The organism is Polyangiaceae bacterium (genome assembly GCA_020633205.1).
In the GTDB taxonomy this organism is placed as follows: Bacteria; Myxococcota_A; Polyangia; order Polyangiales; family Polyangiaceae; genus JAHBVY01.
This window is the reverse complement of the sequence record JACKEB010000011.1, coordinates 424,873-441,873: the sequence shown is the minus strand read 5'-3', so window position 1 is coordinate 441,873 and position 17,001 is coordinate 424,873. Positions and strand designations below refer to the sequence as shown.

The window sequence follows — 17,001 nt, the reverse complement described above, 5'->3', positions numbered from 1 at the left end:
AGAGCGATCAAGAGGTTCGATGGGAGGCGTGGCTCACGCGGAGCACGGCGCGATGGCGTCGATCCAGAGCAACCGCCACTGATGATCCACCTGGCCGAAGAAGAAGCCGTAGTTGACTTGCTCCATGAACAGGTAGTGCGTTGCGAGGGACTCAGAGCGCTTGGCTGCTGGGAGGCGACGTTCCCCTTCATCCGCGGGGATCAGCTCGTACTGAACATTCAGGGAGATGAGCTTGGAGAGCGCTTCGCTTCGAATCGTGCCCAACACACACGGCGCCGGGACGTCGTACCGCTCGGTGTCGCAGCTGTACTCTGGGACGTGGTCATCCGAGGTGAACCAGTCAGCGTCCGTGCACACGTCTGCCAGCTGTCCGAGGAGGTACCGGGGACCCTCGCGGTGGATGTGCGCGAATGAGTCGTAGTGGGTCACCACGTGGAAAGCACCGGGGTTGGTGAGCAAGAAGATCCCGAGCTCGGGCGCGACGTAGCGGTCCAGGTCTTGTCCGCGCTGCAGCGCCGCGGCGAACTCCCGCGCAAACGTAGGAAACGCATCCGTCTCTGGTTGAACGGCAGGCTCCTCCACCGGCGGTGTCTGCTCTGCGGCGATCTCAATGGGTGCGCTCGGCTGCACCGCACTGCTGCTACACGCGGCGCCACTACACGCAGCACCCATTCCCAGCAGCATCCAAGCCATCCACCTGCGCCTCATGGGTCGTTGGATACATCGATTCGCCTCGGGGCTCATCGGCTGATTAACGCGCAGAGTTGGCTGGCGCTTCCGGCAGCAGCAGCGATTCGCCGCCGAAATGGGCCATTGAGCGCATCCGTGGCAGGATTCGGTTGTGCTGGGGAGGGGGAAAACCGGGTCGAAATGCTCCGCGACGTGGCTCGCGCTCCTCGGACTTGCAGGCGTCGCGTGCTCTGGGGAAGCGCCTCAGAGCAGCGGCGTGCAGGCTCCGCGAGGCGCCGCGCCGAGTGCCAGGGCAACGCTGACGCAGCCGGAGAGCGCCGACGGCGAGCCCGCGAAGGTCGAGTTGCTGGCCCCGGCAGCGAACCCGGCACCTTACGGACGGGTCTACAGCGTGCGCTACATCTCCTGGGTTTGGATCCCCAGGGATGTAGAGAAGCCACGAGGCAAGTGGGTCAAGCTCGGCTTCATCCGCACCGGCTACGGCGTCCCACTGCGAGAGGCCGAGCTGGCCCCGCCGCGGGACCAGTGCCGCCAAGGCTACTATGCCATTGAACCGCGCGGATACGTGTGCGCGGATGGCACCACGACCCAGGACCCAGAGCACCCCGTCGTGCAGGCCATGCAAGAAGCGGGCGCCGACCTGATCGAGCAAGATCCCGAGGCGGTGTTTCCCTACCACTATGCCTTCAGCATCGGCGCTCCGATGTACGAGCGCTTGCCGACGGATGAGCAACACCGCCTGGTGATGATGCGCTTTCGCGAACGCCCGCTGAAGCTCGGTGACTGGGCAAAGGGCTTCGAAGACCTGACGACTCGGGAGCCCATCGCAGCCAACGGTCCTCCGCCGCGGTTCATTGCCGAGCAGGGCAAGAGCCCCCTCGCCGGTGACAACCTGGTGCGCAAGAACCTGCCCCACGGCAGCATGGTTTCGTACTCCCGGGCGTTCGAGGCCAAGGGCCGTGTGTGGCTCGTGACTCCGGATCTCACCCTGGTGCCCGCCGACCGCGTGCGCCCCTACACCCCGTCGCATTTCCGCGGGGTTGAACTGGGGGCTTTGAAGCTGCCCCTTGCCTGGGCCCGCAAGAAGCCGCGAGCTCTGTACCGGCTGAGCGGCGACGCAGCCGCGCGCACCAGCAGCATGGAGCCGACCGGGGAACAGCTCACGCGGGCTGCGCCCATCGAGCTCACTGGGGAGGAGCGCAAATTCAAAGGTGATCGCTACGTCGCCACCCGCGACGGCCGCTGGCTCCGCCACGACCACGTGCGGATCGCCCGCGAGGTGAACCCCCCAAGTGCCATCAGTGGTGATCGCACCTGGATCTATCTCTCCCTCACGGAATACACCCTCGTGGCTTACCGCGGGGCAAAGCCAGTGTACGCGACGCTGCACGCGCCGGGCCGCGGCGGCACGCATCGCGGCAAGGGCAGCGTGAAGAACTACACCACACCCCTCGGCGCCTTTCCCCTGAACTGGAAAGAACGCTGGGGAACGATGAGCCCAGATCCAGGCGCGCCCACCAGCTTCTGGATCAGCGACGTGATGTGGACGCAGTACTTCAAGCAGCCCTACGCGCTCCACGGCGCGTACTGGCACGAAAGTTTCGGCGAGCGCATGAGCGCGGGCTGCCCAAACCTCGCTCCGAGAGACGCCCGCTGGCTCTTCGACTTCAGCGAGCCCAAGCTGCCAGCCGGCTGGCAAGGCATCAGCCCGGCCCCGGGCGCGGAGAGTACGCTGGTCGTCCTGGGTGGCTAGTCACGCGGCGCTGTGGCGCATGGCATCCGACGAGCGCAGCACTTGGCTCGCGAGCTGACTCGCCACGACCAGGCCGCTCATCGTCAGCCGGGCACGGCCCGCGTCCACCAGGCCCCGCGCCTCGAGCCGCAGCAACGCCTCTGCTGTTTCCGCACGGCTCAGGTCGAGGGCGCGACCCAGACTCCGAGAGTTCGGGTGACGGGTGTCACGGGATTGTAGGTAGAGCTCGACGAGGACTTGGCTATCGCTGGCGGTCATGAGCCTTTGGTAACCGAACTACTGTAAACCTGTCCAGTTTCTGACAAGCAGTACACAGCTTTTGTTCAGTATCCCCTCACCCCCAAACACCCCAATGATTTCAGCAGTTTGAGTAAATTCAGGTCGGTGTCCCCGGCCTCCGCTAGCCTGTGCGCGTGCGATTTTTCTCCACAAGCCGGCGGGGAGTTTGGATTGGGTTAGGTGCCACGGTCCTCTGCCTGCCCCTGCTAGCAAGCAGCCTGGTTCAGGGTGAGCCGCAACCCGGTGTGGCGCCTCGCAAAGCGACCGCTGAGGAGCTCGCGGCTCACACCCGCGTGTTCGCTCGGGCTGGAGATTGGGCGCTCTCGAACCCTCAGCTCACCGCCGTGATCCGCAAGCGCGACGGCTGGCTCACCGACCTCTGGCGACGTCCAATGATTCTGCCCAGCGTGCCGGCGCTGGGAGTCGACACCCAAGTGGACGCGCTGTGGCAGTTGAACCAGGTCGCCAGCGTGGGCAAAAAGGACTACCCCTTCAGTGCGAAGTCGACGCGCGCGCTGACGGACGGCGTGGAAGTGACAGGCGAGCTCGAGCTGAATGGACGCATGCTGCGCGCCATCACGGTGTTCCGTGTGGATCCAAAGCAGCCCAAGCTGACGATCGAGACGCGCTACTCCGCGAAGGATGGCGCAGCGGTTGGCGCGCGCCTTGGAGACTCCTTCAAGTGGGGAAACGTACAGTACTACGTGGCGGGCCTCGGCAAGCCACGCATGAAGTACAAGGGAGCGGCGAAGTGGATCGGGCGCAAGGGTGCTCAGGGCGATTTGCTATTGCGGCCGCTGGCGGGGACCAACATGAGCCTCGACTACGGCGCGCGCATCCGCGGCTTCCAGGGCACGATCAAGGCGCACTACTTCAAGGAGCTGGGAGCGGGAAAGGAGCTCGTGGCACGCCGCGAGCTGAGCTTCGAGCCACTGCCCGTGGATCCGCCGTCCCCCACCCCGACGGGCCGCCTCGAGTTCAACCTGGTGGACGAGCAGGGGCAAGCCATCGCGGGCAAGCTGACCATCGACCGCGTCGGCAGCAAGCAGCGAGTGTTCGATGAAGACGGCGGCTTGGACGGCGCCGACCGCTTTGCGTGGACCGGCAATGGTCACCTCTCCATCCCGCTCCCCGTCGGGCGCTACAAAGTGCTGGCGACGGCGGGCCTCGAGCGAGACGCCCGCAGCTACGACGTCAACATCAAGCTCGGAGAGACAACTCGTTTCCACACGGAGCTGCCCCGGGTCTTGAAGACACCGAGCTGGACCAGCGCCGACTTCCACCTGCACCAGGTGCCGAGCGTCGACGCGGACATCTCGCTGCCCGCCCGAGTCGTCTCGATCGCCGCAGAAGGCGTGGAGATCGCGGTGGCGACGGATCACTATGTGGTGACCGATCTGGGGCCAACGCGGGAGGCGCTGCTCAAGCAGGGCGTGCTAACTACTGACTTTCAGACGGTGACGGGCTGCGAGGTGAGCACCCTGGGCAATCGCTTCGGGCACTTCAATGTGTTTCCTCTCACCCTGGACAAGAACGTCGCGTATCAAGGCACCACCCCCGGAGGCCTGTTCGCCAGCGCGCGCAAGGCATCTCCCCACGGAATCCTGCAGGTGAATCATCCGCGCTGGGATCCGGCCATCAGCTACTTCTCGGCGTATGACGTGAGCGAGACGGACGGCGCGCCAGGTAGAGCGGGCTATGACGGAGACTTCGACACCATCGAGGTCTACAACGGCGATGACGCCCGGGATCTCAAGAGGGTGAAGCCCGTCCTGCTCGACTGGCTGCACCAGCTGGGGCGAGGGAAGCGCTACGTGGCCACTGGGTCAAGCGACTCCCACAAGCTAGGGATTCTGGATCCCGGTCTACCGCGCACCTTCGTGCGCTGTCGCGACGCAAAGACAGACGCGGAAGACGCGAAGGCGCCGTTCGACCAGTGCCTCAAGGCGCTGAAGCAGGGCAAGGCGCAGATCACCAGCGGGCCGTTCATTGACGCCAAGGTGCTCGGCAAGGGCCCGGGGGAGACCGCGAGAATCAAGGGAAAGAGCTTCGAACTGGAGCTCACTGTCCAGGCGGCGCCGTGGATCGACGTGAGCCAGCTCGAGGTGCTGGCCGGCGCCGAAGGCAAGCGCATCCATTTTCAGACGTTCAAGCAGACGCGCGGAAGCGTCGAGCGTTTCCGCGGGAAACTGACCCTCAGTCTGCCGGAGGGGAGTTCGTTCATCGTGGTGGTGGCGCAGGGGAGTCGGGGATTGCCCAATGTTTCGCGGGAGTACACGGTGCCGTTCGGGTTTACGAATCCCATATGGATTAAGAGTGGGGGTTAGGGTTAGGGCTAGGGTTAGAGCGGGGGTGGGGGTTCGGGCTAGAAGGAGAGTGGGGGTTCGGGCGAGGGTGAGGGCGGGCGTGGCGAGTGGGGCCGGGCATCGGCTTCGCCTGGCCCGGCGGTGGAAGGCGGGCCGGGCATCGGCTGCGCCTGGCCCGGCAGTGACTCAAGGTTGGCCGGGCATCGGCTGCGCCTGGCCCGGCAGTCTCTTGTTTTCCGCGTGGCTTTTACTCTGGCCCTCACTCGAACCCTCACTCGAACCCTCACTCGAACCCTCACTCGAACCCTCGCTCGAACTCGAACCCTCGCTCGAACTCGAACCCTCGCTCGTTCGAGCATTCCGATTTTGCCGGCGTGCTCGGCGCTGTCCAGGCCGGGGCCGGGCTGCGCCCGGTGCTCGCTCCGCTCGCAGCCTGGACAGCGCCTGCGACTCGCCGGCGTGGCGATCGGGTGATCGAAAGGAGGTCACCGATGCTCGAAATCTATCCATTCATTCTCGAAACCATCACTCTAACTCGGCCCTTGGCGGAGCGCATTTGCCGCGCGGATCCGGACCTTGGGCGGCAGCTCAGGCGCGCACAGTCGTCCATCGCGCTGAACGTGGCAGAGGGCTCGTACAGCCGCGGGCGCAACCGGGCTGCGCGTTATCACACGGCCATGGGTTCTGCTCGGGAGACGCTCGCTTGTCTCGAGGTTGCTGAGGCGCTGGGCGCCGTAGGTCCGCTGGATGAAGAGCTGCGTAAGCGCTTCAACCGCATCCTGGGCACGTTGCATCGGCTGTGTGTGCGGTAGCTGCTAACAGCGCGGGGCGGCTTCGGTCGCCTCGCGCTTCGGGCTTGGTGCTTTGCGAGCGCGCGCATTGAGCTGCGGGATCCAATCTCCTAGGATGCCGCGACTGAGTGCCTGGTGCTCCGGGACTTCGAGACGTAGAGATCCATGGCGAAGAGCAAGACGACACAGCCGAAGGCGAAAGACGCCCAGACGAGTGGCAACGAGACAGCGCTGAAGAAGCGGGGGCGACCGAAGAAGGACGCAGCTGCCAAGGGTGGGCGCGGGACAACCTCTGCTGCGAACCTGGGCTTCGAGCAGACGCTGTGGCAGGCGGCGGACAAGCTGCGCAACAACTTGGATGCGGCGGAGTACAAGCATGTGGTGCTTGGGCTGATCTTCCTCAAGTACATCTCCGACGCGTTCGAGGAGAAGCACGCGGCGCTGACTGCGGAGATGGAGAGCGGCGCGGATCCTGAAGACCGGGACGAATACCTCGCGGAAAATATTTTCTGGGTGCCGAAGGATGCCCGCTGGCCGGCGCTGCAGGGCAAGGCGAAGCAGCCGGAGATTGGCAAGTTGGTGGATGACGCCATGCGCGCCCTGGAGAAGGACAACGTCACGCTGAAGGGCGTGTTGCCCAAGGACTACTCGCGGCCGGCGCTCGACAAGCGACGCTTGGGCGAGCTGATCGACCTGATTGGTACGATTGGCCTCGGAGACAAGGCGAACCGTTCGCGAGATCTACTCGGGCGCGTCTACGAGTACTTCCTGAGTGAGTTCGCTTCTGCCGAAGGCAAAAAGGGCGGGCAGTTCTACACGCCCCAGTGCGTGGTGAAGCTCTTGGTGGAGATGCTCGCACCCTACAAGGGGCGCGTGTTCGACCCGTGCTGCGGCTCCGGCGGCATGTTCGTCTCCAGTGAGAAGTTCGTGGAGGCGCATGGTGGCCGGATTGGGGACATCAGCATCTATGGGCAGGAGTCGAACCCCACGACTTGGCGATTGGCGAAGATGAACTTAGCCATTCGCGGCATCGACGCGAACTTGGGCGCCGAGTGGGGTGACTCTTTCCACAAGGATCAACACACGGAGCTGAAGTCCGACTATGTGTTAGCCAACCCTCCCTTCAATGACAGCGATTGGGGGGGAGAGGGGCTAGCCAATGACGTGCGTTGGAAGTTCGGTACGCCGCCGAAGGGCAACGCGAACTTTGCCTGGGTGCAGCACTTCATCCACCACCTGACGCCGACGGGCACCGCGGGCTTCGTGCTGGCGAATGGCAGCATGAGCTCCCAGCAATCCGGCGAAGGAGAGATCCGCAAGGCAATCATCGAGGCCGACCTGGTGGACTGCATGGTGGCATTGCCGGGCCAGCTCTTTTACTCCACGCAGATCCCAGTGTGCCTGTGGTTCCTGTCGCGAGACAAGAAGAACGGCCTCGGCGAGCGCGGAAAGAAGATGCGGAACCGCAAGGGCGAGACGCTGTTCATCGACGCCCGCAAACTAGGCAGCCTAATCGACCGCGTGCACCGCGAGCTAACCGACGAAGACCTGAAGCGAATCGCGGGCACCTATCACGCCTGGCGTGGTGACGGCGCCGGCAAGTACGAAGACGTTGCAGGCTTTTGCAAGAGTGCGAGCACCGAAGAGATTGCCACTCACGGTCATGTGTTGACGCCAGGCAGATATGTTGGCGCCGAAGACGTCGAGGAAGACGATGAGCCCTTCGACGACAAGATGGCGCGCTTGACGGCCAAGCTGGATGAGCAGTTCAGGGAAGGGGCGAAACTGGAGAAGGCGATTCGGCAGAATCTGAAGGGGTTGGGCTATGGTTTCTAGCCCGAGGGAGTCGCTACGAGAACTGCTCGCCACGGCTGGCTTCACAAAATTGCCGAGTGACTGGAGCGCCATAGCTCTTGGCGATCTCTTTTCCGACGACCGCGGTATTTCAGTTGGTGTCATGTATCCAGGCGAACACGACCCAACCGGCGTCCCCCTAATCAAAGCGGGAGACCTATCCCACAACCGAATAAACCCGCACCCTGACTACCGAATATCCGCCGCGGTTCATCATGAATATCGGCGCACAGAACTGATGGGGGGTGAGATCCTGATGACCTTGGTGGGTAATGTAGGGTCTTGCGCTGTGGTGCCTCGGACAATGCGGGGCTGGAATGCCGCTCGCGCTGTCGCCGTGATGAGGCTGCGAGAACCGCGCGACGCCACGTACGTGCGCGCTTGTCTTCAGAGCAAACAAATTCGCCACCTCATGGACGTGTGGTCGAACACGACAGTTCAGCAGACTCTGAACTTGCGGGAGATCAGGGAGCTGCCGCTCCCATGGCCAGATGCGAAAACACGCGACCTCATCACTAACATCCTCGGAAGTCTCGACGACAAGATCGAGCTCAACCGGCGCATGAACGAGACGCTGGAGGAGATGGCTCGGGCGTTGTTCAAGTCGTGGTTCGTGGATTTCGATCCGGTGCGCGCGAAGGCTGCCGGACGGAAACCGAGTGGGATGGATGCTGAGACGGCGAAACTGTTTCCGAGTGAGTTCGAGGAGTCGGAGCTGGGGGAGATCCCGAAGGGGTGGACACACGTTCGCGTGAGTGACGTCTGCGACGGCCTCTTCGATGGCCCGCACGCGACCCCTCCGGAAGCTGAAAGCGGCGCCGTCTTTCTTGGCATTCGGAACTTCCGGCCTACTTCACTAGACCTTTCAAACATTCGGCATATTGCAGAGTCCGACTGGCCGCGGTGGACGAAGCGCGTAGTTCCGCAACACAATGACATCGTGTTCACGTACGAGGCGACGCTTGGCTTCTTCGCGCTGATACCTCCGGGGCTCCGCTGCTGTTTGGGCCGGCGCACCGCGCTAGTCAGACCTCGAGCTGAGGAGAGCGACAGCCACTTTCTGTTTCACTGGTTCGTCTCAAGGCCATTCCAAGAGTTCCTTCGAGCGCACAGGGCCCCGGGTTCAACGGTCGACCGGATTTGGCTGAAGGACTTCCCTGACTATCCCGTGCTTCAGCCTCCATCCGCCTTGGTCTCACGATTCGAGAAAAGCGTTGCTTCGCTTTGGGGGCGCATCCACGCCAGTCAGGGCGAATCGCAAACCCTCGCTCAACTCCGCGACACACTCCTCCCCAAGCTGCTCTCCGGCGAGCTCTCCGTGAAGAGCGCCGAACGTATCCTCGAGGCAACGGCGTGAAACCCAATCACCGCCTCAGCCACACCAAGCGACTCGCCCACGAAACGGAGCGACGACATCAGGCGAGGAGCGTCCACGCGTGACCTCCCCCCCGCCCACCTCGGAGATCATCCTTTATCAAACCGAGGACGGGCGGACGCGCATTCAGTGTCGCTTCGAGGACGAGTCGCTGTGGCTGAGTCAGGCGTTGATCGCGGAGCTGTTCCAGAAGGACGTGCGCACCATCAATGAGCACCTGAAGAACATCTTCGAAGAGGGGGAGCTCAGCCCCGAGGCAACTATCCGGAAATTCCGGATAGTTCGAAGTGAGGGAAATCGTGAGGTTTCTCGCGAAATCGAGCACTACAGCCTGGAAGCGATCCTGGCGGTTGGCTACCGGGTGCGGAGCCAGCGGGGAACGCAGTTTCGGCAGTGGGCGACGGCGCGGCTCCGGGAGTACCTGGTCAAGGGCTTCGCGCTGGATGACGAGCGGCTGAAGAACCCGCCCGGGCCGGGGCACCTCGACTACTTCGATGAGCTGCTCGAGCGGATTCGGGATATCCGCGCTTCCGAGCGGCGCTTTTACCAGAAGGTGCTGGAGATCTACGCGACCAGCGTAGACTACCAGCCGAGCGCGGAGCTGACGCAGCGCTTCTTTGCGACGGTGCAGAACAAGATGCACTACGCCAGCCACGGCCGCACGGCAGCGGAAGTAGTGCATGAGCGGGCTGACGGGACCAAGCCGCAGATGGGCATGCGCACGACGCGACCCGGAGGGGTGATTCACAAAGCCGACGCGAGTGTGGCAAAGAACTACCTGGAGGAGTCCGAGCTGCAAGTGCTGCAGCGCATCGTGAGCTTGTACATCGAGTATGCGGAGCTACAGGCCCTGGAGCGCAAGCAGATGACGATGCAGGACTGGATCGTCAAGCTGGATGATTTCCTCAAGGCAACGGGGCGCCAGCTGCTGGACCACGCGGGCAAGATCTCCGCGGAGACGGCACGGGCCAAGGCAGAGCAAGAGTACGCTCGCTATCGAGAGCTGGAGGATGCGAAGCCCCGCGCCATCGACGCCGAGTTCGAGCGGGTGACGAAGCAGCTGCAGGCTCCGCGAGCGAAGAGGAAGCGTTCAAAGAAGGGTTGAATCCGGGGGGAACGATGAGCCAGTTCAGCGAGTCGGTGGTGGAAGAGGCGACGCTCGAGTGGTTCGAGGAGCTGGGCTATCAGGTCGTCCATGGGCCGGAGATCGCGCCTGGGGAGTCCGGGCAAGAACGCGGCAGCTATCAAGCGGTGTTGCTCGAAGGTCGCTTGCGGGACGCGCTCGCTCGCATCAATCCGGATGTGCCCCCTGCAGCCATCGATGAAGCGTTTCGCAAGCTGACGCAGATTGCTTCTCCGCAGCTGATCGACGCAAACCGCGAGTTCCACAGCTACCTGGTGAACGGTGTTTCCGTGGAGTACCTGCGGAGCGACGGCACGATTGGCTATGATCCGGTGTGGCTCGTGGACTTCGCCGAGGCGGAGAACAACGATTTTTGCGTGGTGAATCAGCTCACCGTCGTGGAGGGCAGTCACAAGCGGCGGCCCGATGTGGTCGCGTACCTCAACGGCTTGCCGATTGCCGTGATCGAGCTGAAGAACGCGGCCAACGAAGACGCCACGGTTTGGGACGCTTACCACCAGCTCCAGACTTACAAGGCGGAGATCCCGAACCTCTTCACCTGCAACGAGCTGCTCGTGATCTCCGACGGACTTGATGCGCGCATCGGGACGCTCTCTGCGCAGAAGGAACGCTTTGCGCCTTGGCGCACGATTGAAGGTGAAGAGCTGGCCCCCGCGACCCAAAGCAAGCTCGAGGTGCTGGTGCGGGGTGTGTTCGAGCAGCGGCGGCTGCTCGATTTGCTGCGCTTCTTCATCGTGTTCGAGGGGGACGGCGGGCTACCGATCAAGAAGCTCTCCGGCTACCACCAATTCCACGCGGTAGCGAATGCCCTCGAAGCAACCATCGCTGCGTCTCAGCCCAAAGGGGACCGCCGCGTTGGCGTGGTGTGGCACACCCAAGGTTCTGGCAAAAGCCTGACCATGGCGTTCTACGCCGGGCGCGTGGTGCTGCACCCGGAGATGCACAACCCGACGCTGGTGATCCTCACGGATCGCAACGACCTCGATGAACAGCTGTTCGACACTTTCTCACGCTGCCACGACTTGCTGCGGCAAGAGCCCGAGAAGGCGAAGGACCGGGCGCACCTGCGAGACTTGCTGAAGGTGAGCTCCGGGGGCGTGGTGTTCACGACCATCCAGAAGTTCCTCCCGGAAACACGTGGCGATAGCTTTCCCTTGCTGTCAGACCGCAAGAACATCGTGGTGATCGCCGATGAAGCACACCGAAGCCAGTACGACTTCATCGATGGCTTCGCCCGGCACCTGCGGGACGCGCTGCCGAGTGCATCGTTCATTGGATTCACGGGGACTCCAATTGAACTCACCGACAAGAACACGCGGGCGGTGTTCGGGGACTACATCAGCATCTACGACATCCAGCGCGCCGTCGAAGATGGCGCGACGGTGCCCATCTACTACGAGAGCCGGCTGGTGCGCATCTCGCTCAAGGCAGATGAAGTGCCCGTGCTCGATGAGGGCTTCGATGAAGCCACCGAGGGCGAAGAAGAGGCAGGCAAGGAGAAGCTGAAAACGAAGTGGTCCGCGCTGGAAGCGCTGGTCGGCGCCGACGACCGGGTCAAGCTGGTCGCAGAAGACCTAGTGGCGCACTTCGAGCAACGCCTGGAGGCGATGGATGGCAAGGCGATGGTCGTTTGCATGAGTCGCCGCATCTGCGTCGACCTGTACGACGCGCTTCGCAAGCTGCGCCCGGAGTGGCACGACGAGGATGACGCCAAGGGCGCGCTGAAGGTCGTGATGACGGGCTCCGCGTCGGACCCGAAGGACTACCAACGGCACCTGCGCAACAAGCCGGGACGTGAGGCCCTGGCTCGGCGCTTCAAGGATCCAAGCGATCCGTTCAAGCTCGTGATCGTGCGCGACATGTGGCTCACCGGCTTCGACGCACCGTGCTTGCACACGCTGTACGTGGACAAGCCGATGCAGGGCCATGGCTTGATGCAGGCGATTGCGCGGGTGAACCGCGTGTACCGCGACAAGCCGGGTGGCCTAGTCGTCGACTACCTGGGCGTCGCCGATCAGCTGAAGCAAGCCGTCCACACCTACACCGAGAGCGGCGGGCGCGGAGACACCGCCATCGACAAGAACACAGCCGCCGCGGTGATGCTCGAGAAGTACGAGGGCTGTTGCGACCTGTTCCACGGCTTCGACTGGAGCACCTGGACCAGCGGCAAGGCGAGCCAGCGCTTGTCGCTGTTGCCCGCTGCGCAGGAGCACATCTTGGCCCAGGAAGGCGCGAAGGATCGCTTGCTGCTGGTCGTGACCGAGCTCTCCAAGGCGTTTGCGCTCGCGGCGCCCCACGCGGAGACGACGCGCATTCGCGATGACGTGTCCTTTTTTCAGGCGGTGCGGAGCGCGATTGCGAAGACGACGACTGGCGATCGCAAAGCATCCGGCGACATCGACCACGCGATTCGGCAGTTGGTGTCCAAAGCAGTGGTGTCAGACCAGGTGATCGATGTGTTCGCGGCAGCTGGGCTACGCAAACCTGAGATCACCATTCTGTCAGACGAATTCCTCGCGGAAGTGGAAGGTCTGAAACAGAAGAACCTGGCGGTGGAGCTCTTGCGCAAGCTGCTGAACGATGAGCTCAAGCTGCGCGCGCGCCACAACCTGGTTCAGTCGCGGTCTTTCGCCGACTTGCTCGACAAGTCCGTGAAGCGCTACCAGAACCGCGCGATTGAAGCCGCGCAGGTGATTGAGGAGCTGATTCAACTCGCCAAGGAGATGCGTGAGGCGCACCGCCGGGGTGAGGAGCTGAACCTCAGCAAGGACGAGCTCGCCTTCTACGACGCCCTCGAAGTGAACGACAGCGCGGTCAAGGTGCTGGGTGATGACACGCTGAAAACGATTGCTCGAGAGCTAGTCGAGACCGTGCGGAAAAACGTCACCATCGACTGGACGGTGAAAGAATCCGTCAGAGCCAAGCTGCGCGTGATCGTAAAGCGCATCTTGCGCAAGTACGGTTATCCGCCGGACAAGCAGGAGGCGGCGACGAATACGGTGTTGCAGCAGGCGGAGTTGTTGACTGAGTTTTGGGGGGCTGGGGCGACGGCATCACCGTAGCGTGTGCTCTGACGCTCAGGGGCGCGATCTGAGCGGCTCTCCAGCTGCGTAGCCGCAACGCTTTCGCGTTCCCCTCCCCCTAAAATCCAATAGATCGCGCAGATCTGATGGGCGAGCGCGGCACACAAGCTGCATCGCGCGGGGTATGAAAGCCGTCGTCCTCGCTGCGCTGCCCGATGATCATGGGCCCCTGAAGGCCGCCTCTGTGGATCTCCTCGCGGAACTGGAGCGCGCCGGTTACGACGAGGTGTCGCTGTTCGAGTTGAACAACGCGCCGCTCGCCTACTGTCAGGGCGAGTTCGACTGTTGGCTGAAGACGCCTGGCAAGTGCCGGGCTCACGATCTGGAAGGGGACATCGTCGCGGCGGTGCATGATGCGGACGCCCTGGTCACACTCGGTCGCCTGACGTTCGGTGGACACGGGCACAGCGTGAAGCGCGCAGTCGATCGGCTCATCTGCTTACTGGAGCCCTTCTTCGAGAAGCGCGCTGGGCTGACGCATCATGTGGGTCGCTACGATCACCTACCCGCCTGGTTCAGCGTGAGCTGGGCGCCATCGGCGAACACACTGGAGGCGGAGACCCAGCTCGACCTGACCGAAGCCAATGCGCTCAACTTCTTTGCTCCGCGCTTTGGCTGCGCGGTGTTGTTGAAGGGAGAGGAGCAAGCTTGGGGCGCGCAGATCGCTGCCGCGCTGGCGTCCAAGAAAGTCCCGGGAGAGGCGATTCGCTCACGGGACCCGCTGCGCTCCGACTTGCTCGCGATGGCCGCGCCGGATCTGAGCGCGTTAGGGCCTACGTCGGTGCGCCGCGCGGCGATCCTGGTCGGCAGCCCGAAGGTCAAAGGCACCAGCGCCTCCGAGGCTATGGCTCGTTCGCTGGCGGCACGTCTGGAGGCGGAGGGCGTGATCGCCGAGATCCACTTCGCGACGGAGTTCGTACACGACAACGTGCGATCCAGACAGGCAGCTGAGGCAATCGCCTCGGAGGATCTGTTCGTGTTGGTGAGCCCACTCTACTGCGACGCGTTTCCTTCGCTCACCACCCAGGCGCTCGAGCTGATCGCCCATGCTCGTACCCTGCGGAATCAACCCGCGCGTTTCGTCTTGCTGGTCAACTGCGGTTTCCCCGAACCCGAACAGAACCGTACCGCGCTGCGCATCGCACGGCACTTCGCGGAGGCGGGGAGCTATGCGTACGGCGGTGCGCTACCCGTCGGAGGTGGCGGGGTGGTCCAACCCGGATCGGAGCTGCGCGAGCCGCAGGGACCGGTGAGTCACATCGTCAAGGCGCTGGACATCGTAGCGCCAGCCCTGGCGCGAAATCAGGTCGTGCCGACTGCCGCCGTCGAAGTCATCAGCGAATCCATGCAGCCCGATGTCGCGTACCGGCTGATAGGCAACCTGGGTTGGCGCTGGACGGCTCACAAGAACGGGCTCAAGCAAAGCGAACTGCACGCGCGGCCCCTCGACCACGAGCGCTGACGCCGCTACTGTCCCTCCAGCGCCTCTACGTCCGCGAGGTCCTTATGCCTGCCGGCGGCCCGCTTATTCCGAATCAGCGCAGATCTTCCGATGTATGGGATACGGCAACCGCCGACCTCGAAGTACTGGGACTCCGCGCTTGCCTCGTCGAAAGTCACTCCGCTGATCTGGGACAACACCTCGACCTTGAGCGGGGCGACTCCAAACCTGTAAGCATCTCCCTCGACGGCGAAGTGATCTGGAGTAACGCCATGAGCAGACAGCGGCGCACCGAAGGCAGTTAGAGCGTCGAACACACGCCTTGAGTTCGCGTCGTTGGGTCGCACGAAAACGTCTAAGTCGTCAGTTGCCCGAACGAGTCCGTGGAGCACAACCGCCCAACCACCCACGACGACGAACTCAACGCCAGCCTCGGTCAGTTCAACGAGGAGGTCGGCGAAATCCTCAGGAAGTAGGTCTTCAGTCGACACTCTCGCGCCCGCACTTGAACGTCTCCCCCGGCCACTCGGCGCGCGGCAAGCGGACGTCTCCACGAATTTTCATATGGTAAGCAACGAGCCTGGTGGCGGCGGCGAGGCGCTCGGCGGGAGAGTGAGCCAGGTAGGCTGCTGGCTTTATGCTTCCGAATGGCACAAGCTCCCCAGTGATAAGCGCTCGTCGCCGACGCGCTCGTTCGGCTCTTGCTTCCTTCTCCGCCGGGGTGGGCATGCAGCAATTCTAACTCCAACCACCCCGTTAGGGCACCGTCGTGATGCGACCGGATCCCCGCAAGCTGATGATGACATCCCCGTTGGGCGCCACAACCATGCCGATGGGTTGTTCATTGGTGAACGCCACGCGATCGATTTCCGCGAAGGTGGTGCTGTTCAGCCGAACCACTTCGGCGGTATCCCGGCTGTTGACCCACATGCGGCCGTCACTGGTGAAGGCGAGCCCTTCCGGAGCGCTGACGGCCGGCGTCTGGATCACCGTCGAGACGAAGGTGCCGCTCGAGTTGAAGCGCTGGACCACCGAGTTGGTGCGACCGCTGACGAAAAGCTCGCCGCCAGGCCCGAACACCATGCCCTCCGGGCTGCCGAGCTGAGCAGTCGTTGCGAACACACCGAGGTCCGTGCCGCTGGGAGAGAAGCGCACGACGTTACCGGTATTGCGCGAGCTGACGTAGAGGTTGCCGCTCGGGTCGAACACCATCGAATTCGGGAGATTGAAGGTCGTCGTCGCGAAGGTGTCGATGAACGCGCCTGTCGTTCCGTCGAAACGCACGACAGAGTTCGCGCCACGAGAGGTGACATAGAGCGTGCCGTCGCTCGCCACCTCCACGTCTTGCAGATCCGTGACGCCGGTTTGAGTTGCAAAAGCGGTCGCGACGCTCGGCGTCGCGGGGTCGATGCGATACACGGTGTCCGACTCCACGACGAGCAGTGCGCAGTCGTTGCTGAAAGCGACGCCCTCTGGAGAGTTTCCGGGCAGGGTCACACCGCCCGCTGGCAAGCCCGGCCACGTGCAGCTGGGTCCACCACCGGTTCCGCCGGTGCCAGTTCCGCCGGTGCCGCCCGCGCTGGTTCCACCGGTTCCGCCGGTGGTGCCGCTGCCCGCGCTACCTCCAGCTCCAGCGCTCCCTGCGGCGCCACTAGTTCCCCCGGCTCCGGCGCTGCCGCTGGTTCCACCACTCCCGCTTGCGCCACCGGAGGTCGCCCCCGCGCTGCCAGCAACGCCACCGCTACCAGCTGCGCCACTGCTCCCGCTCGCACCACCGGCAGTCGCACCACTGCTGCCTGCCGCACCCGCGCTTCCAGCGGCTCCGCCCTGGGTGCCCCCAGCGCCGCCACTGCCGCTCGTGCCTGCACTGCCGCCGGCGCCACCCTGAGTGCCCCCCGATCCCGCGTTACCACCTATCCCCGCGGAAGCACCCAATCCACCCATGCCCCCGCTGTCAGTGCCTCCAGCGCCCATGCCAGTGCCGGCGCCGGTGCCCCCAGCCTTTTTGGTGTTGTCTTCACCATCACAGGCGACGACACAGCTGAGCGCACAAAGTACCGAGAGCGTGTAGGAGGCAGTTCGCATTGCCGCAGATATTACACAAATCCCGCAAGGACTGGGATGGCGGCGCAGGGATAACCAACCCGGAACTCTGACCAGACAGACTCGCGATCGCTGGAGGAGCGACCGAACAAGATTGCGCGCCCGGGAGGCGCGACCAGGCAACAATGCGCGCAATCACCGCCAGCGAAAGCGAGCCCCCAGTTGCTTGAGCTGTCCAACGC

General features: G+C 63.6%; 12 protein-coding genes. 8 read left to right on the top strand and 4 right to left on the bottom strand.

Annotation, left to right across the window (positions count from 1 at the left end; all coding sequences use genetic code 11):
• Nucleotides 1-33: 33 nt before the first annotated feature.
• A complete protein-coding gene (locus tag H6718_08535; protein ID MCB9585432.1) occupies nucleotides 34-708 on the bottom strand; it encodes a hypothetical protein in 675 nt (224 codons plus the stop codon).
• A gap of 238 nt (nucleotides 709-946) precedes the next feature.
• Here H6718_08535 and H6718_08530 point away from each other — a divergent pair, with 238 nt between their 5' ends.
• Nucleotides 947-2,443: a L,D-transpeptidase gene (locus tag H6718_08530; GenBank protein ID MCB9585431.1), complete on the top strand. Its 1,497-nt coding sequence runs from the start codon at nucleotides 947-949 to the stop codon at nucleotides 2,441-2,443.
• Here H6718_08530 and H6718_08525 read toward each other — a convergent pair whose 3' ends face one another.
• Nucleotides 2,444-2,701: a hypothetical protein gene (locus tag H6718_08525; GenBank protein MCB9585430.1), complete on the bottom strand. Its 258-nt coding sequence runs from the start codon at nucleotides 2,699-2,701 to the stop codon at nucleotides 2,444-2,446.
• Between the two features lie 155 nt (nucleotides 2,702-2,856).
• Between H6718_08525 and H6718_08520 the strand changes: the two genes are divergently transcribed.
• The 7 genes from H6718_08520 (at nucleotide 2,857) to H6718_08490 (ending at nucleotide 14,737) form a co-directional block, all read left to right on the top strand.
• Nucleotides 2,857-5,049: a CehA/McbA family metallohydrolase gene (locus H6718_08520; protein ID MCB9585429.1), complete on the top strand. Its 2,193-nt coding sequence runs from the start codon at nucleotides 2,857-2,859 to the stop codon at nucleotides 5,047-5,049.
• Between the two features lie 470 nt (nucleotides 5,050-5,519).
• Complete coding sequence (locus tag H6718_08515; GenBank protein ID MCB9585428.1) at nucleotides 5,520-5,840, top strand: four helix bundle protein; 321 nt, start codon at nucleotides 5,520-5,522, stop codon at nucleotides 5,838-5,840.
• Between the two features lie 144 nt (nucleotides 5,841-5,984).
• Nucleotides 5,985-7,655 carry an SAM-dependent DNA methyltransferase gene (locus H6718_08510; protein ID MCB9585427.1) on the top strand — a complete coding sequence of 557 codons (1,671 nt, stop codon included), beginning with the start codon at nucleotides 5,985-5,987 and terminating at the stop codon, nucleotides 7,653-7,655.
• Nucleotides 7,645-9,030 (top strand): restriction endonuclease subunit S, encoded by a 1,386-nt coding sequence (locus H6718_08505; protein MCB9585426.1) that lies wholly within the window; start codon nucleotides 7,645-7,647, stop codon nucleotides 9,028-9,030. The genes H6718_08510 and H6718_08505 overlap by 11 nt, the downstream gene beginning before the upstream one ends.
• A 79-nt stretch (nucleotides 9,031-9,109) precedes the next feature.
• A complete protein-coding gene (locus H6718_08500) occupies nucleotides 9,110-10,153 on the top strand; it encodes a virulence RhuM family protein (protein ID MCB9585425.1) in 1,044 nt (347 codons plus the stop codon).
• 14 nt (nucleotides 10,154-10,167) lie between these two features.
• The gene (locus H6718_08495) at nucleotides 10,168-13,254 is read left to right on the top strand and encodes a type I restriction endonuclease subunit R (protein MCB9585424.1); all 3,087 of its coding nucleotides are present in this window, start codon (nucleotides 10,168-10,170) and stop codon (nucleotides 13,252-13,254) included.
• A 145-nt stretch (nucleotides 13,255-13,399) separates the two neighbouring features.
• Complete coding sequence (locus H6718_08490; GenBank protein MCB9585423.1) at nucleotides 13,400-14,737, top strand: flavodoxin family protein; 1,338 nt, start codon at nucleotides 13,400-13,402, stop codon at nucleotides 14,735-14,737.
• Between the two features lie 5 nt (nucleotides 14,738-14,742).
• Here the strand turns inward: H6718_08490 and H6718_08485 are convergent, their stop codons facing one another.
• Entirely contained in the window at nucleotides 14,743-15,207 is a 465-nt protein-coding gene (locus H6718_08485) for a hypothetical protein (GenBank protein ID MCB9585422.1), read from the bottom strand.
• Nucleotides 15,208-15,472: 265 nt separating this feature from the next.
• Nucleotides 15,473-16,801: an NHL repeat-containing protein gene (locus tag H6718_08480; protein ID MCB9585421.1), complete on the bottom strand. Its 1,329-nt coding sequence runs from the start codon at nucleotides 16,799-16,801 to the stop codon at nucleotides 15,473-15,475.
• Nucleotides 16,802-17,001 lie beyond the last annotated feature (200 nt).